Source organism: Pseudomonas bubulae, from assembly GCF_037023725.1.
In the GTDB taxonomy this organism is placed as follows: domain Bacteria; phylum Pseudomonadota; class Gammaproteobacteria; order Pseudomonadales; family Pseudomonadaceae; genus Aquipseudomonas; species Aquipseudomonas bubulae.
The window spans coordinates 4,296,923-4,318,379 of sequence record NZ_CP146077.1 but is presented as its reverse complement, the minus strand read 5'-3'; the positions used below and the strand labels follow the sequence as shown (position 1 = coordinate 4,318,379).

Annotated in this window: 20 protein-coding genes; 14 read left to right on the top strand and 6 right to left on the bottom strand. The window is 59.8% G+C overall.

Annotated elements, in window-relative coordinates; all coding sequences use genetic code 11:
- Nucleotides 1-52 precede the first annotated feature (52 nt).
- On the top strand, nucleotides 53-874 hold the full coding sequence (locus V6L81_RS19850) for a helix-turn-helix domain-containing protein (RefSeq protein WP_095001756.1): 822 nt from the start codon (nucleotides 53-55) through the stop codon (nucleotides 872-874).
- Between the two features lie 14 nt (nucleotides 875-888).
- Here the strand turns inward: V6L81_RS19850 and V6L81_RS19845 are convergent, their stop codons facing one another.
- Both V6L81_RS19845 and V6L81_RS19840 read right to left on the bottom strand, forming a co-directional pair.
- Nucleotides 889-1,404 carry a cupin domain-containing protein gene (locus V6L81_RS19845; RefSeq protein WP_338660283.1) on the bottom strand — a complete coding sequence of 172 codons (516 nt, stop codon included), beginning with the start codon at nucleotides 1,402-1,404 and terminating at the stop codon, nucleotides 889-891.
- A 176-nt stretch (nucleotides 1,405-1,580) separates the two neighbouring features.
- The gene (locus tag V6L81_RS19840; RefSeq protein WP_095026557.1) at nucleotides 1,581-2,600 is read right to left on the bottom strand and encodes an alpha/beta hydrolase; all 1,020 of its coding nucleotides are present in this window, start codon (nucleotides 2,598-2,600) and stop codon (nucleotides 1,581-1,583) included.
- Between the two features lie 62 nt (nucleotides 2,601-2,662).
- On the opposite strand from V6L81_RS19840, the gene V6L81_RS19835 reads away from it, so the two are divergent.
- Entirely contained in the window at nucleotides 2,663-2,842 is a 180-nt protein-coding gene (locus V6L81_RS19835; RefSeq protein ID WP_143518471.1) for a hypothetical protein, read from the top strand.
- A 37-nt stretch (nucleotides 2,843-2,879) separates the two neighbouring features.
- Here V6L81_RS19835 and V6L81_RS19830 read toward each other — a convergent pair whose 3' ends face one another.
- Entirely contained in the window at nucleotides 2,880-4,118 is a 1,239-nt protein-coding gene (locus tag V6L81_RS19830; protein WP_138738467.1) for an acyl-CoA dehydrogenase family protein, read from the bottom strand.
- Between the two features lie 313 nt (nucleotides 4,119-4,431).
- Here V6L81_RS19830 and V6L81_RS19825 point away from each other — a divergent pair, with 313 nt between their 5' ends.
- The 3 genes from V6L81_RS19825 to V6L81_RS19815 all read left to right on the top strand — a co-directional run bounded on the left by V6L81_RS19825 (nucleotide 4,432) and on the right by V6L81_RS19815 (nucleotide 7,106).
- Entirely contained in the window at nucleotides 4,432-5,355 is a 924-nt protein-coding gene (locus V6L81_RS19825) for an ABC transporter substrate-binding protein (RefSeq protein ID WP_218722837.1), read from the top strand.
- Between the two features lie 17 nt (nucleotides 5,356-5,372).
- The gene (locus V6L81_RS19820) at nucleotides 5,373-6,692 is read left to right on the top strand and encodes an LLM class flavin-dependent oxidoreductase (protein ID WP_338660282.1); all 1,320 of its coding nucleotides are present in this window, start codon (nucleotides 5,373-5,375) and stop codon (nucleotides 6,690-6,692) included.
- Between the two features lie 264 nt (nucleotides 6,693-6,956).
- Nucleotides 6,957-7,106: a hypothetical protein gene (locus tag V6L81_RS19815; protein ID WP_296302722.1), complete on the top strand. Its 150-nt coding sequence runs from the start codon at nucleotides 6,957-6,959 to the stop codon at nucleotides 7,104-7,106.
- A 32-nt stretch (nucleotides 7,107-7,138) separates the two neighbouring features.
- Here the strand turns inward: V6L81_RS19815 and V6L81_RS19810 are convergent, their stop codons facing one another.
- On the bottom strand, nucleotides 7,139-7,804 hold the full coding sequence (locus tag V6L81_RS19810; RefSeq protein WP_095001750.1) for a response regulator: 666 nt from the start codon (nucleotides 7,802-7,804) through the stop codon (nucleotides 7,139-7,141).
- A gap of 3 nt (nucleotides 7,805-7,807) precedes the next feature.
- On the bottom strand, nucleotides 7,808-9,193 hold the full coding sequence (locus V6L81_RS19805; protein ID WP_338660281.1) for an ATP-binding protein: 1,386 nt from the start codon (nucleotides 9,191-9,193) through the stop codon (nucleotides 7,808-7,810).
- A gap of 138 nt (nucleotides 9,194-9,331) precedes the next feature.
- Between V6L81_RS19805 and V6L81_RS19800 the strand changes: the two genes are divergently transcribed.
- From V6L81_RS19800 to V6L81_RS19785, 4 genes are read left to right on the top strand one after another with little or no spacing between them, the layout of a single operon-like run.
- Nucleotides 9,332-10,528, top strand: coding sequence for an efflux RND transporter periplasmic adaptor subunit (locus tag V6L81_RS19800; RefSeq protein ID WP_095032092.1), 1,197 nt, complete (start codon nucleotides 9,332-9,334; stop codon nucleotides 10,526-10,528).
- 2 nt (nucleotides 10,529-10,530) lie between these two features.
- Entirely contained in the window at nucleotides 10,531-13,665 is a 3,135-nt protein-coding gene (locus V6L81_RS19795) for an efflux RND transporter permease subunit (RefSeq protein ID WP_218722839.1), read from the top strand.
- Nucleotides 13,662-15,035, top strand: a complete 1,374-nt coding sequence (locus tag V6L81_RS19790; protein ID WP_338660280.1) for an efflux transporter outer membrane subunit — start codon at nucleotides 13,662-13,664, stop codon at nucleotides 15,033-15,035. Before V6L81_RS19795 ends, V6L81_RS19790 begins: the two co-directional genes overlap by 4 nt.
- 41 nt (nucleotides 15,036-15,076) lie before the next feature.
- On the top strand, nucleotides 15,077-16,828 hold the full coding sequence (locus V6L81_RS19785) for a tannase/feruloyl esterase family alpha/beta hydrolase (RefSeq protein WP_338660279.1): 1,752 nt from the start codon (nucleotides 15,077-15,079) through the stop codon (nucleotides 16,826-16,828).
- A gap of 5 nt (nucleotides 16,829-16,833) precedes the next feature.
- On the opposite strand, the gene V6L81_RS19780 is transcribed toward V6L81_RS19785, so the two are convergent.
- Nucleotides 16,834-17,694 (bottom strand): AraC family transcriptional regulator, encoded by an 861-nt coding sequence (locus V6L81_RS19780; RefSeq protein WP_095001744.1) that lies wholly within the window; start codon nucleotides 17,692-17,694, stop codon nucleotides 16,834-16,836.
- Nucleotides 17,695-17,935: 241 nt separating this feature from the next.
- Here V6L81_RS19780 and V6L81_RS19775 point away from each other — a divergent pair, with 241 nt between their 5' ends.
- The 5 genes from V6L81_RS19775 to cpaB all read left to right on the top strand — a co-directional run bounded on the left by V6L81_RS19775 (nucleotide 17,936) and on the right by cpaB (nucleotide 21,439).
- Complete coding sequence (locus V6L81_RS19775) at nucleotides 17,936-18,127, top strand: Flp family type IVb pilin (RefSeq protein WP_095001743.1); 192 nt, start codon at nucleotides 17,936-17,938, stop codon at nucleotides 18,125-18,127.
- 417 nt (nucleotides 18,128-18,544) lie between these two features.
- Nucleotides 18,545-18,736: a Flp family type IVb pilin gene (locus V6L81_RS19770; RefSeq protein WP_016782274.1), complete on the top strand. Its 192-nt coding sequence runs from the start codon at nucleotides 18,545-18,547 to the stop codon at nucleotides 18,734-18,736.
- A 28-nt stretch (nucleotides 18,737-18,764) separates the two neighbouring features.
- Entirely contained in the window at nucleotides 18,765-19,283 is a 519-nt protein-coding gene (locus V6L81_RS19765) for a prepilin peptidase (protein ID WP_095001742.1), read from the top strand.
- A gap of 14 nt (nucleotides 19,284-19,297) precedes the next feature.
- Nucleotides 19,298-20,620: an AAA family ATPase gene (locus tag V6L81_RS19760; protein WP_095001741.1), complete on the top strand. Its 1,323-nt coding sequence runs from the start codon at nucleotides 19,298-19,300 to the stop codon at nucleotides 20,618-20,620.
- A gap of 12 nt (nucleotides 20,621-20,632) precedes the next feature.
- Nucleotides 20,633-21,439 (top strand): Flp pilus assembly protein CpaB, encoded by an 807-nt coding sequence (gene cpaB, locus V6L81_RS19755; RefSeq protein WP_095020918.1) that lies wholly within the window; start codon nucleotides 20,633-20,635, stop codon nucleotides 21,437-21,439.
- Nucleotides 21,440-21,457: the final 18 nt, after the last annotated feature.

Here is a 21,457-nt window from a genome sequence, read left to right as displayed (position 1 = left end):
GGGCGATAGGGGTGCGAGCTCAATGCTCGACGCTATCCTAGAATTCGCCTGCATGCCTGTCTCGCTGTATAAGGGAGCAAACCATCGCAAAAGGGGCGTCGCGATCAAACCACTCAATGATTTTTTGCTGGAGATCGATCGGAGCAACTGGACGGTGATCGGCAGCGCGACCGATTATCCTCAGGACTGGATCATCCCGGCCCATACTCATGAGAAGCATCAACTGCTGTATGCCATTGCAGGTGTCATGGTGGTTTACAGCGAGTCGAGCCAGTGGACCGTTCCCTCCAATCGGGGGGTGTGGATGCCCAGCGGCAGGGTTCATTCGATCCGCTGTGTGGGGCCGCTGAAAATGCGCAGTGTGTTTGTGCGACCCGATGCACTTGTGGACCTGCCTGCCGAGATAAGGGCCGTGAGCATCTCGCCGCTGTTGAGCGAGTTGATCAAGGTTGCCGTGGGCCTGAAGCTGCCATATACCGCGCACACCCGCGAAGGTCGGGTGATGCAGCTGATTCTGGACGAGTTGGCTCTACTGCCCGCATTACCCTTGCATCTGCCCCGGCCAGCCGATCATCGCATCAACGATATTTGCCTCAGGTTGCAAAAAAATCCCGCCGACAGTTCGACGCTGGCTGACTGGAGTACCCATCTGGGCCTCGACGAAAAAACCATCCAGCGCCTGTTTCGCAAGGAGACCGGCATGACCTTCGGCCAGTGGCGCCAGCAGGCGCGTTTGCTGCTGGCGGTTGAGCGCATGGCGGTGGGGGAGAAGATTATCGATGTGGCGTTTTCACTGGGGTATGAAAGTCCGAGTGCGTTCACCAACATGTTCAAAAAGCAGTTCGGCAAAACCCCCAGCCATTTTTTCAAATAGCCTTTCGCTCGCTGCTACGAACCGCTACACACCTTGGCAGCATCCGGGTCGTCGGGGATAAACGAGTCCTTGGCTGAGGGTTTAAGCACCACGTAGCCGCGGCGCCAAGGCTGGTCATCGACCATGCTCCAGCGATGCCCCGTACCGGTGTTGTCTTCGGCGATCAGCACTTCGCCCGGATGCAGGGTGAATTTTTCGCCATTGCGGGTCGCGAATGCCAGCGTGCCCGACAACGTGATGACGTACTGCGGCTCCGGGTCGTTGTGCCAGTCATAGGAAGCATGCGCCGGGCTTTGCTTGAAATGGATGGCGGTCACGTCGTTGCGCATGTTCTGGTCGATACGGCCTTGCAGAACATGGGAGGCGTTGTCCGCACCCGTACACAATTTGTAGGCCTTGATGGTGTCGGTAGTGGAGGTGGCGGCCTGGGCACCGCTCAGGGTCGCCAGGGTAATGGCTACCGCCGCCGCCGTGCGCAGGCCCAGGCGGTGGATTGCAATGCGCTGCGGTGCGCGAGTGTGCTTATGCATGGAGCAGGGTTCCCTTGTGCTGAATTGACGTGACAGGCAGTCATGTTCTGCGGGGGAGCGGCTCTGGACAATTAACAATTTGTTTATGGGTTATAAAAGCCCGACTGATCGAGACGGAGTTTTGGTGAGCGCTGATGGGGTTGGTTGCCCGCTCATGCCATTGCCAGCATTCAGCGTTACTGCAAATGTGCCTTGAGTTCTTGCGAGGCTTGCAACATGGCAGAGCGTACTGCAGGTACCTGGCTGACCACGTTCAAAAGACCAAAGTCGTGAATCATGCCGTTATAGCGAACCGCAGTGACCGGTACTCCTGCCTGATCCAGCTTGCGGGCGTAGGCTTCGCCTTCGTCACGCAGTACATCGGCACTGGCGGTTTGTACCAGTGCAGGTGGCAGCCCCTTCAACTGATCCACCGATGCGCGAAGTGGCGAGGCGTAGAGGTCGGCACGTTGCTTGGGGTCGGTGGTGTAGTTGTCCCAGAACCACTTCATCATGTTGCGGGTGAGAAAGTGGCCCTCGGCAAATTGCTTGTAGGATCCGGTATCAAAGTTGGCATCAGTCACTGGCCATAGCAGCACCTGGTATTTGATCGCCGGTGTGCCTTTGTCTTTGGCCATCAGGCTGACCACAGCGGCCATATTGCCGCCCACGCTGTTGCCTGCAACGGCCAGGCGTTTGCCGTCTACATTGATTTCGCTGCCGTGCTCGGCCACCCACTGGGTTGCCGCGTAGGCCTGGTTGATGGCTGTCGGGTACCTGGCTTCGGGGGAGGGGGTGTAGTCAACATACACCGCCACTGCCCCGGAACCCGCGACCAGGTCGCGTATCAGGCGCTCGTGGGTCGGGTAGTCTCCCAGCACCCAGCCGCCACCGTGGAAGTACATGAACACGGGCAAGATGCCTTTCACGCCTGCCGGGCGCACGATGGTCAGGTTGATATCCTGACCCTCGACGGAAATGGTCTTTTGGCTGATATCGGCTTTGGGCAGAGTCAGCTCTACCCCCGACTGGGCACTCGCCAGCACCGCACGCGCATTTTCAGGCGAGAGCTTCTCGATGGGTGTGCCGCCACTGGAATTCAATGCATTAAGGAAGTTCCGGGTGTTGTGTTCAATACCGGTGTCAGTTGCTGCGAACGCGCTGCCTATAGATACAGCGAGGATTGACCCCGCCAGGATTTTAACAAGAGTGCTCATGTTTTTATCTTCATCGCAGTGGGTTGAGCGTACACGTACGGGTGTACATCGCAATTGCCTAAATGGGCGACGAAGTTATGCTCAAGCTGGCTGAAAGCGTCAACTTCCAGACTGTTAGAGGATTTGTAGTCGGAAAAACCAGCGGCTCATTCTGTATTTGTTTTTCACGACAGTTGTTTGATGAGCGTTTACAAGTTGCCCGGGTTTTATCTGGCGAGCGCAAGCCAACTCATTACCGTTAAGGGTGGCAATGAGCTGAAAGCCGCGCCTGCGCAATAATCAGCCCTTGGCCACCCCCACCCGCCACTGCGAAGGGGGCACCAGGCCGTTGACCAGGTAGTTGCCGACAATGCGTGACTTGTAGACCCGGGGATTGTGGTTGGCCAGGGTGCGGGCGTTGCGCCACAGGCGGTCCAGTGCCTTGTTGCTGGCGGTGGCACTGGCGCCCAGGGCATCGAACAGCGCCGTAGTCGCGGCCAGGGTGGCGTCTACCACGGGGTTGACCGCCAGGCACACTTCCAGTTCGGCCAGTGCCACCTGCGGGTCTTCATGGGTCAGCGGCTGCTCACTGGCAATGGTGTATTGCGCGGTGCTTTCCAGGCGCTGCGCCGCGTACCGGGCAATGGCCTGTGCCGCATAGGCCTGGCTGGCCACCTCGCCAATCACTTGCAGCAATTGCACGTCCTGCGCGGCGCTGTCGGCATTGCCCGTAGAGAAGGTTCTGGAGCGGCTGTGCAGTTCGTCGGCACCACTCAAGGCGGCGCGGCGGGCGATGCCGGCCAGGGTGCTCAGGTGGTAGATCTGGAAGAACGATTGGCCATAGGCAAAACGCTGGTCGGTGGCGCGGGGTTCATCGTTCACTCGCACGTTGTCGAAAATGCAGGTGCCGCTGGCAGTCAGGCGCTGACCAAAGCCGTTCCAGTCATCAATGATTTGTACGCCGGGGGCCTTGAGATCGACCACTACGCTGTACAACGTGCCATCGTCACCGGTGCCGATGGTGTTGATCAGGTCACTGTAAAGGGCGCCGGTGGTGTAGAACTTTTTCCCGCTGATACGCAGCGAGCCGTCTTCAGCCCGGTGGATGCGGGTTTCGAATTCGCCACGGGTCTGGGTGCCCACCTCGGTACTGCCCGGCGACAGTAAAACGCCCTGGCTGAGTGTGTCCAGCCAGCGGGCCTGCCAGTCGAGATTTTTCGACACCAGCACTTCTTCGCAGAACCCAAAATGCCCGCGCAAGGCCTGGGTGATGTTGGAGTCGGCTGCGGACAATTCGGTCAACAGGGCGAGCAACTCAACCAGCGTGGCGTCCTGACCGCCATAGCTGGTCGGCAGACGCCAGCGCGGCAAGCCCAGGGCGTTCAGTTGCTGGATCACCTTGCCCAGGTGGCTGCGCGAACCATCAGCTTCGGCGGCTTGTGCGCCGATTTGGGCAAACAGCGGGCGAAAGGGAGCGGCCAGTTGTTCGTAACGGGCGCTTGGGGCGCTGCCCCAGATATCAAGTTGTGGATTAGGCATGCAGTCTGACCTTGCCGGGCCTGCGCTCAAAGGCGCGCTGGCGCTGAAATGAGTGAAGTAAATACGGTTAGGCCCAGTGGTCTGGTGAAGCCACCCTAATACTAGATTGGTCAAATGCTTAATACCAAAAACAGCTAACCAAATACCCGGACAGGGTTCTATGGATATGCCTTAAAAGTATTGGTTGCTTATGTCTTTATTGCGCTAGCTTCTAAAAACGCCACGCTTGGCGACTCAAAAAGCCTCTTTTCTCAAAGCCAGACTGCATGCCTACAGATGGTTGATTCAGCTGTTAACTCTGTAGGAATCCTTAATGACAACACGTCAAAAATTGCTCGGCCTGTTGGGTCTGGCCTCTCTGGTGCTGCATGGCACTCCCGCCTGCGCCGCTACCCCGCAGACCCTGGTGGTGGGCGATCAGTTCTTCTCCAACCGCATTGTTCTCGAACTCTCGGGTGAGCTTAAAGATTTGCCCTATACCATCGATTTCAAGCGCTTCAATACCGGTTCGCCGGTAGCCTCGGCCGTCGCCAGCGGCGCCCTGGATATTGGCGTGGTGGGCGATACCCCGGTGATCAGCCTGGCGGCCAACGGTGCCCCGGTCAAAGTCGTGGCCAGCACCCAGACCAGCCTTAACGGTGTCGGCATTGTGGCCCGCCCGGGCATCCATTCGGTGGCTGACCTCAAAGGCAAGACCGTGGCGATCTGGAACGGCTCCTGGAGTCAGCAGATGATGTTCAAGGCTCTGGATGAAGCAGGCGTGCCACGTGACAGCGTGAACTACAAGTTCCTGTTGCCGGCGGAAGCCAGCATGGCCTTGAGCCAGGGCGATATCGATGCCTTCGGCACGTGGGAACCCTATGTGTCGCTGCAGGAAAAAGAAGGCAGCACCCTGATCCGCAACGCCAAGGGGCTGATGAGCGCACCGACTTATGTGGTTGCCTATGAGCCGGTGCTGGCGCAAAAGGGCGAGATCATCAAGGACTTTGTTGCGCGCCTGACCCGCGCCCGGGAGTGGAGCCAAAGCCATGTTGATGAATACGCTGCCGCCTGGTCCAAGGCCAACCAGTCCTCCCCGGAAATCGCCAAGGCCTGGTTCAAGCGTGACGCCATTATCGTGTTGCCGATCTCGCCCACCATTGTTAGCGAAGCCCAGGCCACTTCTGACTTTCTATACGACGCCAAACTGCTGAAAAAGCCGTACGACGTCACTCCCATGTTTGACCGCGCACTCTGACAACCAAGGAAAATCTTATGGCCAAGCAAATGGCACTGGCGGGGTTTATGCTTTCGGGCCCCGTGGTACATAGCCACGCGGTGTGGCGTCACCCGCAAACCCATAGCCACTTTCTCGACCCCGACTACTACATCGAAATAGCCAAGACCCTGGAAGAGGGTTATTTTGACCTGTTGTTTTTCGCTGATCGCCTGGCGGTCGGCGATCAGGCCGGGCAATCCCGGGCGCGTTCCTTCGAGTTGGGTGCGCAGGATGCGGCGCGGCTCGATCCGCTACCGATTCTCAGCTTGCTGGCCGGTCACACCAAGCATATTGGCCTGGGGCTGACACGCTCTACCACCTACTACCAACCGCCCCATGTGGCGCGGGCCATCGCCTCCCTGGACCATATCTCCAGAGGTCGCAGCGCCTGGAATATCGTGACCTCGATGAACGACAGCGAAGCGCGTCTGTTCGGCCATGCCCAGCACCTGGCCCACGATCAGCGCTACGCCCGCGCCGATGAGTTTGTCGAACTGGTGCTCAAACTGTGGAACAGCTGGCAGCCGGATGCGCTGGTGCTGGACAAGGTGCGCGGCATCCTCGCCGACCCGAGCAAGATCGATGCCTTCAAGCACAGCGGCACCTACTTCGACTGCGAAGGCCCGCTCAATATTCCGCGAGTGCCACAGGGCCAGCCGGTGCTGATCCAGGCCGGAGCCTCGGGGCGGGGTCGCCAGTTTGGTTCACGCTGGGCCGAGGTGATTTTCAGCATCAACAGCCGGGTAGAGCGCATGCTCGAATTCCGCCAGGATATCCACCAGCAAATGCGCGCCATTGGCCGTGATCCTGCTGATTGCAAAATCCTCACGGCGGTCATGCCATTTATTGGCGGCACTGAAGCTGAAGCGCTCAAAAAGCGCGATGAGCACAATGCATTGGCCAACCCTGAACTGGGGGTTATCACCCTGTCGACCCAGTCCAATTTCGACTTTACCCAATTCCCGCTGGACACCCGCCTGCTGGATATCGCCCGGCACTCGGCGACCCCCGACGTGATCGCGCAAAAGTTGCGTCTGGAGCGTGACATTACTCTGGGCGAATACGGCGCGATCATGGCCGCCAGTATCCGCGTGCCGCAATTGGCGGGGACCGCAGAGAGCGTGGCGCAGCAATTGATCGACTGGCTGGAGTTGGGTGCCTGCGACGGTTATGTGGTGTCGCCTGCCTACCTGCCCGGCACTTTCACCGAGTTCACCGAATCGGTGGTGCCGATCCTGCAACGCCGCGGTTACCTGCGCAGCGCCTATGAGCATCCGACCTTGCGTGGGCATCTGGGGTTGAAAAGTTTCAATTGAAACCGGAGTGCGAAGGGTTCACTCCTGAACCCCTCGGCAATGACGGATTGCTCGATAGCCCCCTGAGGCCGGTTCCTTTTCAGAATATTCAATGGGTAGCTGACAATCACCCGATGCTCGTCGCAGCCTCGCTCCGCTCATCAGCGGCTACAGGTGCTTGGCAGTTGTGCAAGGACTGTAAAGTTGGGTAAATCTTGGCTTCGAGCCTTGCTCGCACTGGTATAAGGGCGGCGTTTTTTCCCTGTTGAAAATGAGCGTTCGGTCATGAAATTGAAGTCTGTTGTTAAAGCGATGGTTGTAGCGGTGGCGGTATCGGCCTTGTCAGGCTGCTGGATGTTTATGCCACCAGGCGGCGGTAGCGGTGGCGGTGGTGGCGGTCATGGTGGCGGTGGTCAGCACGGTGGTCAGCGCTGATCGGCTGAGTCGCTTTATTGTTGGCCCTGGCATTACAACTCCAGCTTGTAGCCCACGCCATACAACGACTGGATCGGGTCTTGCCCGGGGCTGGCCTGGGCCAGTTTGCGCCGCAGGTTGCGGATATGGCTGTCCACCGTGCGGTCAGTGACCACGCGATGGTCGGAGTAGAGTTTGTCCAGCAACTGGTCGCGGGAAAATACCCGCCCCGGGGCGCGGGCGAAGGTGTTGAGCAGGCGCAGTTCAACCGGGGTCAGGTCCAGCGCCACGCCATCGAACGAGGCGCGATACTGCGCTTCGTCGATCTGCAGGCGGGCCCGGGCCACCTGCTCGAACTGCGGGCTGCGGCGCAGGATGGCCTTGACCCGGGCCACCACTTCACGCGGGCTGAACGGCTTGCAGATATAGTCGTCAGCGCCCAGATCCAGCCCCAGCAGGCGGTCCACTTCTTCTACCCGAGCGGTGATCATGATGACCGGGATTGCGCTGAAATCCCGCAGCTCCTTGCAGATTTCCAGGCCGTCGCGACCGGGCAGCATCAGGTCCAGCAGGATTAGCCGTGGCGCATGGCTGCGTACCCACGGCACCACGTCCAGGCCGTTGTCCAGGCAATGCACGGCGTACCCGGCGAGGGTCAGGTAGTCATGCATCAATGCGGCCAGTTTAGGCTCATCTTCAACGATCAGAATCGTGTCCATGCTTTACACCTTGCGTGGCAAGCGCAGGCTCAGCCAGAGGCCGCCCAGGGGTGAGTGGTCGGCCGTGAGGCTGCCGCCGTGGGCCAGTACGATGCTGTGACAGATCGCCAGTCCCAGGCCGGCGCCACCACTGGCGCGATTGCGCGAAGCTTCGCCGCGGTAGAAGCGCTCGAACAGCCGCGGCAGTTGCTGCGGGTCTACGCCGGGGCCGGAGTCCATAAAGCTGACCAGTATGTGCTCATCTTCAATGGAGGCGCTGATCAGCAGCATGCCGCCGGCATCGGTGTAGCGCACGGCGTTTTCCAGCAGGTTGCCAAACAGCTGTTGCAGGCGCTTGGCATCGGCTTCCAGCAGCAGGGCGCAGGATGGCAGGCGCAGCTCAACCCGCAAGCCGGCCGCCTTGCAGCGTTCCTGATACATGGCCACCGAGGTCTGCAGCAGGTCGTTGAGGTCGCATTGGCTTTTGCGGTAGGTCAGGGCACCGACATCGGCCAGTGACAGCTCATACAGGTCGTCCACCAGTTTGCTGAGCATGCCGACTTCGCCTTGCAGTGACTTCATCGAACTGTGATCAAGGGTGCGCACACCGTCCTCGATGGCCTCCAGTTCGCCGCGCAGGATCGACAGCGGCGTGCGCAGTTCGTGGGAGACATCGGCCATAAATTCGCGGCGCATTTTTTCGTTGCGCTCAAGGGTGTAGGCCAGTTGATTGAAGTCGCGGGCCAACTGGCCGACTTCGTCATTGGACGATACGGCTACCCGGTTGCTGTATTCCCCGGTGGCCAGTTTGTGGGTGGCCGCAGCCACGCGCTTGACCGGGTCGAGCAGGGTGCGGACGATCCACCAGGCAATCAGCATGGCCAGCAGCAGCGAGAGCACGCCCATGCCCAGACTGGTTTGCAACTGGTATTGCTGGAAACGCTCGCCACCGGCCTCGGTCACGCTCTGGAACGGGGTCACGGCCAGCCAGCCGACGGTTTTGCCATTGACTTCAATTGGCCGCAGCAGAGCATCGTCGCCGATGGAGGGGTAGCCGGTGACGCGCTTTTTATCCTGGTCGAGCAGGGCAATGCGAAACAGCGCGCCGGTCAGGTCCGAGGGCAACGGGTTTTTAAGGTCGCCGCGTTTGGGTTCATCCCCTGCGTCTGGCCGCATAAGTTGAAACCAGCGCTCTGGATTGTGTCGCAAAAAATCCCAACTGCCTTCGCGCTGCCAGGCGCTAACCATACGCGGCTGCACGGATTCCATGCGCTCCAGCGCCTGTTCATTGAGGTAGCCGAGAAAGCCCCGGGTGAAACTCCAGCTGGTGGCCAGGCCCATGCTCAGAATCACGAACAGCACGCTGGCCAGGACGGCGATAAACAGCTTGGTGGAGATACTCAGTTTCATCGGCTCGGCTTACTGGCGAAATGGCCTGCTCATTTAGGCCCTGCGCCGGGGAAGATTCAAGGCTTGCGGGCAATCTTCAATTTTCCTGCACATTTGCCTCGCACCATGACATCAGCCAACTGTCTTGTAGAGGCCGCCATGTCGATCAAACTGTTTACCAAATCCCTGGTAACCGCCGCTGTTATTGTGTCTTTGCTGGTTCTCGTTGTGTTGAGCGGATGCTCGGCCGGTGATTCCGCGCCCGTTGCCGAAAAACCCAAGGTTTCGGTGCTCACTGTGCAACCGCAGCGTCAGGCATTGACCACCGAGCTGGCCGGTCGCACCCAGGCATTTATGGTTGCGCAGATCCGTCCTCAGGTCAGCGGCATTGTGCAGCAGCGCCTGTTCGTCGAAGGGGCCGAGGTCAAGGCCGGCGAGGCGCTGTATCAAATTGATGCGGCGCCATACAAGGCCGCCTTTGCCCAGATGCAGGCCACCGCCGCCAAGGCCCGTGCCACCGTCAAATCGGCTCAGGCCACGGCCCGGCGCGACGCGCAACTGGCGAAAATAGACGCCATCAGCCAGCAAGATAATGAAGACGCGCAGGTCAGCCTGCAAACGGCCGAGGCCGACCTGCAAGTGGCCTTGGCCGACGTCGAAACCGCGCGCATCAATCTGGCTTACACGCGCATCAGTTCGCCGCTCAGTGGCCGCATCGAAACCTCCACCGTGACCCCCGGCGCCTTGGTGGTGGCCAGCCAGGACACCGCGCTGACCACCGTGCAGCAACTGGACCCGATCTATGTCGACGTCACCCAGTCGACCAGCGAGTTGCTGCGCCTGAAACGCGACCTGGCCAGCGGCACCCTGCAAAACAATGGCCAGGGCGAAACCCCGGTGTTGCTCAAACTCGATGACGGCAGCACCTACAACCACGCCGGCAGCCTCAAGTTCAGTGGCGTCACCGTCACTGAAGGCACCGGCACCGTGACCCTGCGCGCTGTCTTCCCCAACCCCGATCACCTGTTATTGCCGGGTATGTATGTACGCGCCGTGCTGGATCAGGCCACCGACGACAGGGCGATTTTGATCCCGCAAAAAGCCGTCACCCGCAGCGCCAGCGGCGTGACCTCGGTGCTGGTGGTGGTCGAGGGCAAGGTCGAACAGCGCGTGCTGACCATTGACCGTGCCGTGGGCAATCAATGGTGGGTCACCTCCGGGTTGAATGCCGGTGATCAGGTGATTGTCGAGGGCGGGCAGAAAGTCCGGGTGGGCAACGAGGTATTGGCACAAAACAGCGAAACCCGTGCGCTGCCAACCCGTGCCGCACCCACTGCAATTGCCAAGGAGGGTTGAGCATGGCGCGTTTCTTTATTGATCGGCCGATTTTTGCCTGGGTGATTGCCATTGTGATCATGCTCGCGGGCGCGCTGTCGATCACCCAATTGCCCCTTGAACAGTACCCGGACATTGCACCGCCCACCGTGAAAATCGCCGCCACCTACACCGGCGCATCGGCCAAAACGGTCGAGGACTCGGTGACACAGGTGATCGAGCAGCAAATGACCGGTATCGACAAGCTGACCTATATGTCGGCCTCCAGCAGTTCGGCGGGCAGCGCCAGTATCAACCTCACCTTTGAGGCCGGCACGGATCCCGACGTGGCGCAGATGCAGGTGCAAAACAAGCTCCAGCAAGTGGAATCGCGCCTGCCCAGCTCGGTGCAGAGCGAAGGCCTGACCGTGACCAAGGGCGGCTCGGATTTCTTGATGATTGCCGCGCTGGCCTCGGATAACCCGAGCGTGACCGGCACGCAGATTGGCGATTACATCTCCAGCACCTTGCTCGACTCCATCAGCCGCATCGACGGCGTCGGTGAAGTCAAAGCCATGGGCTCGGGCTACGCCATGCGCATCTGGCTGGACCCGGCGCTGCTGCAAAAATATTCCCTTATGCCTTCTGACGTGACCACCGCCCTGGAGGCGCAAAACACCGAAGTGTCGGCCGGGCAATTGGGCGCCTTGCCCGCCGTGGCCAGCCAGCAACTCAATGCCACCATCACCGCGCGCAGCAAGCTGCAAACCGCCGAAGAATTTCGCAATGTGGTGGTCAAGTCCAACAGCGCCGGTGCCGTGGTGTTGCTCGGCGAAGTGGCCACGGTGGAGCTGGGCAGTGACAGCTATGACGTCAACTCGGCCCTTAATGGCAAACCGTCCGCCGCCATGGGCGTGCAACTGGCCACCGGCGCCAATGCGCTGGAAGTCGGTGAGGCGGTCAAGGCCAAGCTCGCCGAACTGGAACCGTACTACCCGAGCGAAATGCAGCTCAAAAACGTGATCGCCTACGACACCACGCCGTTTGTCAGCCTGTCCATCGAAGAAGTGGTCAAGTCCCTGGGCGAGGCCATCGTGCTGGTGGTGCTGATCATGTTCCTGTTCCTGCAGAATTTTCGCGCCACGCTGATCCCCGCCATCACCGTGCCGGTGGTGCTGCTGGGCACCTTTGGCGTGCTGGCGATGTTTGGTTACTCGATCAACACCCTGACCATGTTTGCCATGGTATTGGCCATTGGCTTGCTAGTGGATGACGCCATTGTGGTGGTGGAAAACGTCGAGCGGGTGATGAGCGAGAAGGGCCTGTCGCCGCTGGAGGCAACGCGCCAGTCGATGGATGAAATTACCAGCGCCTTGATCGGCATCGCCCTGGTGCTGAGCGCGGTGTTTATCCCCATGGCGTTTTTCAGCGGTTCAACCGGGATTATCTACCGCCAGTTTTCGGTGACGATTGTGTCGGCGATGGTGCTCTCGGTGCTGGTGGCCATGACCCTGACCCCGGCCCTGTGTGCGACCTTGCTCAAGCCGGTTGACCCAAACGGGCACGGCCCGCAGACCGGCTTCTTCGGCTGGTTCAATCGCACCTTTGAACGCGGCGCCCAGGCGTATCAACGGGTAGTCGGCAAGATTTTGCAGCGCAGTGGCCGCAGCCTGATGGTGTACGTGTTGGTGGTCGCCGCGATGGCGGTGGGTTACACCAAACTGCCCACCTCGTTCCTGCCCGATGAAGATCAGGGCATCCTCATGGCGCAGATGCAATTGCCGGTAGGCGCCACCGATGACCGCACCCAGGCGGTGCTCAAACAGTTCGAGAGCTACATCCTGCAACAGCCGGAAGTCGAGGCCATGATCAGCATTTCCGGCATGGGCATGGGTGGCAATAGCCAGAACTCGGCGCGGGCGTTTATCCGTCTCAAGGACTGGAGCGAGCGCACCGGCGCCGGGCAGGATTCAGCGTCGATCGCGCAGCGCGCCACGCAGGCGCTGTCGAGCATCGGCGATGCCGATGTGTTTGTCATGCAGCCGCCAGCCGTGCGCGGATTGGGGCAAAGCTCGGGGTTTGATTTGCAACTCAAGGACGTCGCCGGGCTGGGCCATGAAGCGCTGGTGGCGGCGCGTGAGCAACTGATCGAGCTGGCCAGACAGGACCCGCGCCTGCAAGGCGTACGCAGCAACGGTCTGGACGACACGCCGCAGCTCAAGGTGACGATTGATGACCGCAAAGCCGGGGCGCTGAGCCTGACCACCAGCGATATCAACACCACGTTATCCACGGCGTTGGGCGGCAGTTACGTCAATGACTTCCTCAATCAGGGCCGGGTGAAAAAGGTCTATGTGCAGGGGCAGGCGTCGTCGCGGATGCAGGCTGACGACCTTGATCACTGGTTTGTGCGCAACAGCAATGACGAAATGGTGCCGTTCTCCTCGTTCGCCAGCAGCTCATGGACCTCGGGTTCGCCGCTGCTGGAGCGCTACAACGGCAGTTCGTCGCTGGAAGTGGTGGGTGATCCGGCACCGGGCGTGAGTTCCGGGGTGGCGATGGACGCTGTGGAGTCGATCATCAAGCAACTGCCTGAAGGCATCAGCTACGAATGGACGGGGCAGTCCTATCAACTGCGTCTGTCCGGCTCGCAAGCGCCGTTGCTGTATGCGATTTCGGTGCTGTTTGTGTTCCTGTGCCTGGCGGCGCTGTACGAGAGCTGGTCGGTGCCGTTTTCGGTGATGCTGGTGGTGCCATTGGGCGTGGTGGGCGCGGTGCTCGCCACCCGCTTCAGCGGCTTGAGCAATGACGTGTACTTTCAGGTGGGGCTGTTGACCACCGTGGGGCTGGCGGCGAAAAACGCCATTCTGATCGTCGAGTTCGCCAAGCATCTGCAAGAGCAGGGCAACAGTTTGATCGACGCCACGCTGATCGCGGTACGGCAACGTCTGCGGCCGATTTTGATGACCTCGCTGGCCTTTATGTTTGGCGTGTTGCCGCTGGCCATGAGTTCCGGTGCAGGTTCGGCCGGGCGTCAAGCCATCGGCACCGGCGTGCTGGGCGGCATGTTCAGCGCCACGGTGCTGGGAATCTTCTTTGTGCCGCTGTTCTTCGTGTTGATTCGCCGCCGTTTCAGCCGCGTGTCGACCCCCACCACTGACCGTACAGGTGAAGCATGAGTCACTTTCGTTGGTCGCTGCTGGCCGTTTTCGCACTGCTGGGCGGCTGCATCAATCTGGCGGCTGAGTACGAGCGCCCGCAAGCCTCGGTGGCCGAACAATGGCTGCCGGGCACCGCTACGCCCAAAGGGCAGGTGGCGGCGGACATTCAATGGCAGCAGTTTTTCACCGACCCGCGTCTGGCGCAGTTGCAGACCCTGGCCTTGGCCAATAACCGCGACCTGCGGGTGGCCAGCCTGAATATCGAAAAAGCGCAGGCGCAATACCGCATCCAGCGTGCCGCCTCGTTTCCGGGGATCGACGCCAGCGTCAGTGGCAGTTCCAGTCGGGCCAACAGCAGCACCAGCCACAGCTACAGTGCCGAACTGGGGTTGAGCAGCTACGAAGTGGACGTGTTCGGGCGAGTCAAAAACCTTCAGGACGAAGCGCTGCAGTCCTATCTGGCGCTGACCGAAACCCGCCGCAGCACTCAGATCAGCATGGTCGCCGAAGTGGGCACCGCGTGGCTGACGTTGGCGGCGGACAACGAGCGCCTGAAATTGGCACAAGAGACGCTGACCAGCCAGCAGTCCACCTACGAACTGACCCAGCGCAGCCATGGTTTGGGTGGTTCATCGGGGCTGGCGGTCTCTGAGGCGCAAACCACCGTGGAATCGGCGCGGGTTGATGTGGCCGAATACGCCAGTCAGGTGCTGCAAGATCAGAATGCGTTGCGTCTGCTGGTGGGCAGCGACATCCCGGCCAGCCTGCTGCCGGGCGACAGCCTGGAATCGGCGGCGATGCTGGTGCAAGTGCCAGCCGAGTTGCCGTCCACCTTGTTGCAGCGTCGCCCGGACGTACTGGCCGCTGAACATAGCTTGATGTCAGCCAACATCGACATTGGCGCGGCGCGGGCGGCGTTCTTCCCCAGCATCACCCTGACCGCCGGTGCCGGGTCAGCCAGCACCAGCCTGTCGAGCCTGTTCAAGGCCGGCAGCGGCGCGTGGAGCTTTGCGCCGAGTATTAGCCTGCCGATCTTCGACGCCGGCAGTAATCGGGCTACGCTGGACTCAGCCAAAGTGGAACGCGAGATACAGGCGCAGACCTACCAGCTGACCTTGCAGACTGCGTTCAAGGAAGTGGCCGATGCACTGGCGGTGCGCAGCACCCTGGACCAGCGCCTGAGCGCCCAGCAAGCGCTGACCGAGGCCAGTCGCAAAAGCTACGAGCTGTCGGATGCACTGTACCGCAGTGGTTCGCAAAGCTTTCTTGAAGCACTGGTTTCCCAGCGTTCGCTGTACAGCGCCGAACAAGATCTGATCACCCTGCGACTGGCCGAACAAAGCAACCGCGTGACGTTATACAAAGTGCTGGGCGGTGGCTGGAACTGAGCGCAGGTTTACCCCGGATTTTTCATTGAAAAGGAGCTGTCATGATCGCCCTCCAAACCCTGCGCCGGCTATTTCTCGGCAGCACAGTGCTTCTCCTGCAACTGCCGAACCTGGCCCAGGCCGAAACGCCCATCGCCGCGCTGCCCGTGGTCAAACCCGCCATCAGCTGCGCGGCCCTGACCCGGGTTGATCTGCAGGCAATCGGCGGCAAGGGCAGCCAGGTGGTGTCGGCCAGCGAAACCACCAGCAATGGGGTTACCGCCTGTGAAGTGCAAGGCACGCTGGCGCCGAGCATCGGTTTCAAGGTCATGCTGCCAACCCACACCTGGACTCAGCGTTATCTGCAAGTGGGTTGCGGCGGCCTGTGCGGGCGGATTTCATTGCAGGTGGGCGCGGCCGAAGGCTGTGCCCCCCTGAACAGCGGCGGCTTTGTGCTGGCAGCTACCGATATGGGTCACGAGGGCATGGACAACAGTTGGGGCAACGATGCACAAAAACGTGCTGATTTCGCCCATCGCGGCGTCCACCTGACGGCACTGGCCGCCAAGCAACTGATTGGCGCCTATTACGGCCAGCAACCTGCGTACGCTTATTTTACCGGCTGCTCCGATGGCGGGCGCGAAGCCCTGATCGAAGCCCAGCGCTATCCCGACGATTTCAACGGCATCATTGCCGGGGCGCCGGCATTGAATTTTCTGGTGCAGAATTCGATTTATCATGCCTGGCAGGCCCGCGCCAATCAGGACGGGGAGGGCAAGGCGATTCTTGTAGCCTCGCGCCTGCCGATCCTGCACCAGGCTGTGCTGCAGCAGTGCGACGCGCTGGACGGGCAGGTCGATGGTCTGATCAGCGACCCCCGGGCTTGCCGTTTTGATCCTGCAACTGTGCAGTGCAAGGCCTCTGCGACGGATACTTCGGACTGCCTGAGCGCCAGGGAGGTGGAGGCGGCCCGAAGCCTTTATGACGGCCCGCGTGACCCGGCTACCGGTGAACGCCTGACCATTGCCGGGCCACAGCCGGGTTCCGAACTGGCCTGGGCCGGGGTGTTTGTGCCGGACAGCGTCGATCAGCCGATCAACAGTGAAAAGATGGCCCTGGATGTCTTGCGCAATCTGGCCTTCGAGCGCAATCCGGGAGCAGATTACAGCCTGGCGGACGTGAAGTTTGATCGCAGCACCCTGGATCAATTGCGCGCCCTGCACCCACTGTATGACGCCACCAACCCGGATCTGTCGGCATTCGCAGACCGCGGCGGCAAGCTGATCCTGTGGCACGGTTGGGCCGATCAGCATATCTCGCCCCTGAACACCATCGCCTACCACCAGGCGGTGCAGGTGCAGATGGGCAAGTCGAAGGCCGAGTCCTTCGAGCGGCTTTATCTGCTGCCAGGGGTTTACCACTGTGGTGGCGGTGAAGGCCCGAGCCTGCTGGACCTGCTGACACCCATGATGTCATGGGTCGAAAAGGGTCAGGCCCCCGCTGCCATTGTGACCTTGCAGGCCAGCAGCAAACAGGCCGCTGCCAGCGAGTTTGGCGCACCGACCAATCTGCCGGGCCGGGCTGCTGCGGACCAAAAACCGTCAATGATGGCGCCCCGGTCTGTCGCCCAGGACCCTGCCAACGACGGGCGTACACGCCTGGTGTTACCGTACCCGGATGTGGCGGTGTATGACGGCAAGGGCGATGTTAAATCGGCCGACAGTTATGTGCGCAGCCCAAACGCGGTGGATGAAAAAACCCCGCAGTGGCTGGGCTCGGACTTTTTCACGCCCTATGCACCGCTGCAACGCTGAGGTCTTCAGCCCTCGGCACTGCGCGCCAGGCTCTGGATGACCTGGGTGAGGATTTCATCCGATAATGGCACATCACTGCGTCGCGCCTGGCGATACTCGCTGGGGGTACTGCCCGCGTATTGCTTGAATGCGCGGGCGAAGTAGGAGGGGTCCTTGAAGCCGACTTCATAGCCGATACTGGTAATGGGCATCTGGCTGTTGTCGAGCAGGTCCTTGGCGCTGTCCATGCGCTTGCCCAGTATGTAGTCCATAAAGCCCAGCCCGTAGACTTCCTTGAACAGGCGGCTAAAGCGAAAGGTAGTCATCCCGCAGCGCTTGGCCAGGTCTTTCTGGTCAATGCTTTCGCAGTAATGCTGATCGATGTACTGCAGCACATTGTGCAGTGCGTTGTGCTTTTGATGGTCGGTGGTCAGGCGGATGCTGTCGGGCAGAGCAGGACCATGTTCGATCGGCAATGCCTTGTTGTTCCCGGCGGCGCTTCTCAATGTACACAGTTGCTCAAGGGCGTTGAGGTAACGGTTGATCTCGGCCGCACTCAAGGGCAGCACCACGTATTCCCAGACTCGCGAACGCATGGCCCAGATCGCAAGCTCTTCGGAGTGCTGCACGGTAAACATGGTGATCGGGATAGAGGGCGACTTGAGTTTGATTTCCTGCAACAGGCTGAGCCCCGCCAGGTCGGGGCAGTCAAAATGCATGCAGATCATGTCTGGCACTGGTTCGCGGTGTTTGTTGGCCCAGGCCCGGGGGGTGTCCAGCAGGCAGTGACAGGCGGAACGAAAGGGCAGCATGAGGGCTTCAGTGGATTGATTGCGGGTAAGGTCGAACCATAGGAGATGAGGTTGTTTGACAGCTTCAGATTTCATTCACCTAATCCTTTCTTGTGCAGAGCGCTGTCGGGTTGATAGGTCGAATCAATATGTACGCGCACTTTCAAGTTGGTTTTTAATTGGATCCGATCAGGGTGTTTGCCTATCTAATTAGTGCAAAAAAATCCTGCTGTTCGACAATAAACTCCTAACCGCTCCTTCCACCGATGGCTAGCCTTCAATCAGGCGGTGCATTTAGTAATCGCTTTGGGCAAGCCACTCGAGTGAGGTGAACAAAATGAACTTGCAAACCATTAAAACTTCCGTCCAGGCCTTTATTAAGGATGAGAACGGCCTGACCATTGTTGAATACGCCGTGGCCGGTGGCTTGATAACCCTGGGGGCGGTTGCGGCATTCGTCACCCTGGGTGGCAACGTCAAGGACGCCATTACCAGCCTGGGGTGTGCGGTCAAGGGTACTACCTGCTGATGCACGGGCAATGATCACTGGGGCATGGCTCCTTTGCAGTTGCTGGCTGCCGGTTTGCAGCGCCAATGATACCAACCCGTACATAAGTATCGCTGTTGCTGTGAGGTTGTGAAGATTAAATCCTGCTATGAAACCCCCGGCTTAGTCTGTTGCGCTATACGTCCCCTCTAGCCCAGCACCCTTAAGCCGGTTTTTTTGTGCCTGATTAATTGTAGTACGGATTGCATATAAAGAGTCTGTTAGTGGCAGTTACCTGCTCTTGAATAGGTGGGGTTTAACTGTTTCTGGGTAATGTCAATAAAGTCCTAGCAGTCAGCAAAAATCTCCTAACCCTCAAATAACCCTCTGGCTAAGATCCAATCAAGCAGCGCAAATAGCCCTGCTTCTTGATATCAAACATTGAGTGAGGTGGACGAAATGAGCCTGCAATCAATCAAGACTTCCGTAGTGAAGTTTATCAACGACGAAGATGGCCTGACCATTGTGGAATATGCAGTGGCAGGCGGGCTGATAACACTGGGCGCTGTCGCCGCGTTTATCACCCTGGGCGGCAATGTGAAAACAGCAATCACCAGTCTGGGATGTGCTGTCAAGGGCACTGTCTGCTAACACGATGTCTCCTGTTGAGGGTGCAGCCATGAGCGAGTTACTGATTGCTCCTGTCGTATTGCTTTTAGGGCTGCTGGGAGTTGCGGTGGTGAGCGATCTTCGCAGTCACCGCATTCCCAACCTTCTTGTTTTGCTGGGGCTGGTACTGGGCCTGGTCGGCCAGACCTGGGCCGCAGGCTTTATCGGGTTGGGGCATTCACTGCTGGGCATGCTGATCGGTTTCGGAATTTTCCTGCCCATGTACGCCGTTGGCGGGATGGCCGCCGGGGACGTCAAGTTAATGGCCATGGCCGGCGCATTTTTAACCCCCCATGACGCCCTCTGGGCTGCGTTTTTCAGCCTGATTGCAGGTGGGGTATGCGGGTTATTGATCGTCCTGGTGCAGGGCCAGGCCCTGCAAACCCTGGGCCGCTACTGGTTGATGCTCAGGGCACGCGCCTACTTCCCCCCCCACGCTGCTGAAGTGGCCGGCAAACCTTTCCCTTATTCGGTCGCCGTTTTGCTCGGCACCTTGGCCAGCGTCTTTTGGCTGACCTTGGGCCACTAGTTCAGGAGAACACCATGTACGCCATCAGCAGCAACCGTGTTTCTCTCGATGAGCGCGAAGCGGTACAACTACTGGCTCCACAACCACGGACCATCCTTGAAACCGGATTGGCAGACAATTTTCTCGGTGATCTGGTGTGCAAGCATTTATACGATGCGGGTGTGCTGGACATGGTGCAGCTGGTGGCGCGACTGGCGCTTACCGGTGCGGTAATGGAAGAAATCCTCACGTTCCTGCGCAAGGACCGTCGCGTCGAAGTACTGGGCCAGGCAGGGGGGCAGGCCATGCGCTACGGCTTGACCGAGCGCGGCCGCAACAGTGCCCGCGATGCCCTGGCCCGCAGTGGCTACATAGGTGCAGCGCCTTACCCGGTGAGTGCCTACCGCTCGCTGCTGAAGTTGCAGACCATTCACCACGGGCGTATCAGCGCCCATGACATGCACCACTGTTTCGGTTCGATGGTGCTGGCGCAAAGCATGCTCGATCAACTGGGTGTTGCCTTGAATTCCGGGCGCGCCATCATGATTTACGGGCCTGCGGGTACCGGCAAGACCTATGTCAGCAGTCGGCTGATCCGCTTGTTTGCCGAAGCGATCTGGGTGCCTCATGCCATCGCCATCAATGAATCGGTGATCGAGATCTTTGACCCTCAGGTACACAAGCGCCTGGGCGATGACGAACATCAAAACGGCTTGATGCTCAACGAGGGCATAGACCGCCGCTTGCTGTGCTGCGAACGGCCGATCGTGATCACCGGTGGTGAGTTGACGATGGAACAACTGGATGTGCGTTATGACCCTTATGCCCGTCAGTACCAGGCACCGTTGCAACTCAAGGCCAGTAACGGCCTGCTGATCATCGACGATCTGGGGCGTCAGCGCATGACCCCGGGCGAGTTGTTGAACCGCTGGATTGTGCCCATGGAAGAGAGGCGAGATTTCCTCAACCTGGGGGGCGGGCGCCACTGCGAACTGCCGTTTGACCTGATCCTGGTGTTCTCCACCAACCTCAATCCGCTGGAGCTGGCTGACGAAGCATTTTTGCGGCGCATTGGCTACAAGCTGCAATTTGGCTACCTCAAGCCTGGCGAATACGAACGCATCTGGATTCAAGAGACGCAGCGCCTGGGTATCCCCTATGACCCGCTGTTGCTCAGTTTCGTGCTGCACGACCTGTATGGCGCCGAAAACATGCCCCTGGTGCCATGTCATCCCCGGGATCTGTTGAATATGGCGTGCGATCGCCAGCGTTATCTGGAGGGGGCGGGGCCACTGACTACTCAGGAGCTTGAGTGGGCGTGGCGCAACTATTTCGTCCAACTCGATTTTCTTGGCTAAGGAGTTACCGTCATGAACTCGCGCACGCTGACTTTGATTGTCCTGTCCGTGATCCTCGGGCTGGGGGCTACATGGATGGCCAATAACTGGCTCACGGCACGGCTGAACACCAGCCCTGACGATAACCAGCAAAACGTGGTGATTGCCACGGTGGAAATCGCTTTCGGGCAGATGATCGAGCCCCAGCAAGTGACGGTGGTGCGCATGCCCAGGGATGCAGCCCCCGAAGACGCCTTCGACACCACTGAAAAAGTGGTCGGCAAGATCGCCACCTTCTCCCTGCTGCGCGGCGACATTCTGCGGGGGGCACGGTTGGCCGAGCATATGGGTGGCAGCACCCTGGCCTCGCTGATCGAACCCAGCAAACGGGCCATCTCGGTGCGGGTGGATGACGTGGTGGGCGTCGGCGGCTTCCTGCTGCCGGGTAATCGGGTCGACGTGCTGGCAACCCGGCAGGTTGGTAGCGAAGGTAATGCCGAGTCGAAGACCATTCTCCAGGACCTGCGGGTACTGGCTGTTGACCAGACCGCCAGCACTGACAAGACCCAACCGGTGGTGGTGCGTGCGGTAACCCTGGAGATGACCCCCGCCCAGGCCGAAGTGCTGGTCAAGGGCATGAGCGCTGGCAAGGTGCAACTGGCCTTGCGCAACCCGCTGGATAACAACAAGACACCCATTGCGGCTGAACCCGTTGCCATGGCGGCGCCGGTACTGCCGACCGTGATGGCCAAGCCGGTGGCTCGCCGTCGTGCACCGGCCAATGACGGTGGCGTGATTGTCATCCGCGGTGTCGCGGCCACGGTTGAAAAAGCGATGTAGAGGGCCGGGCAGCGGCCG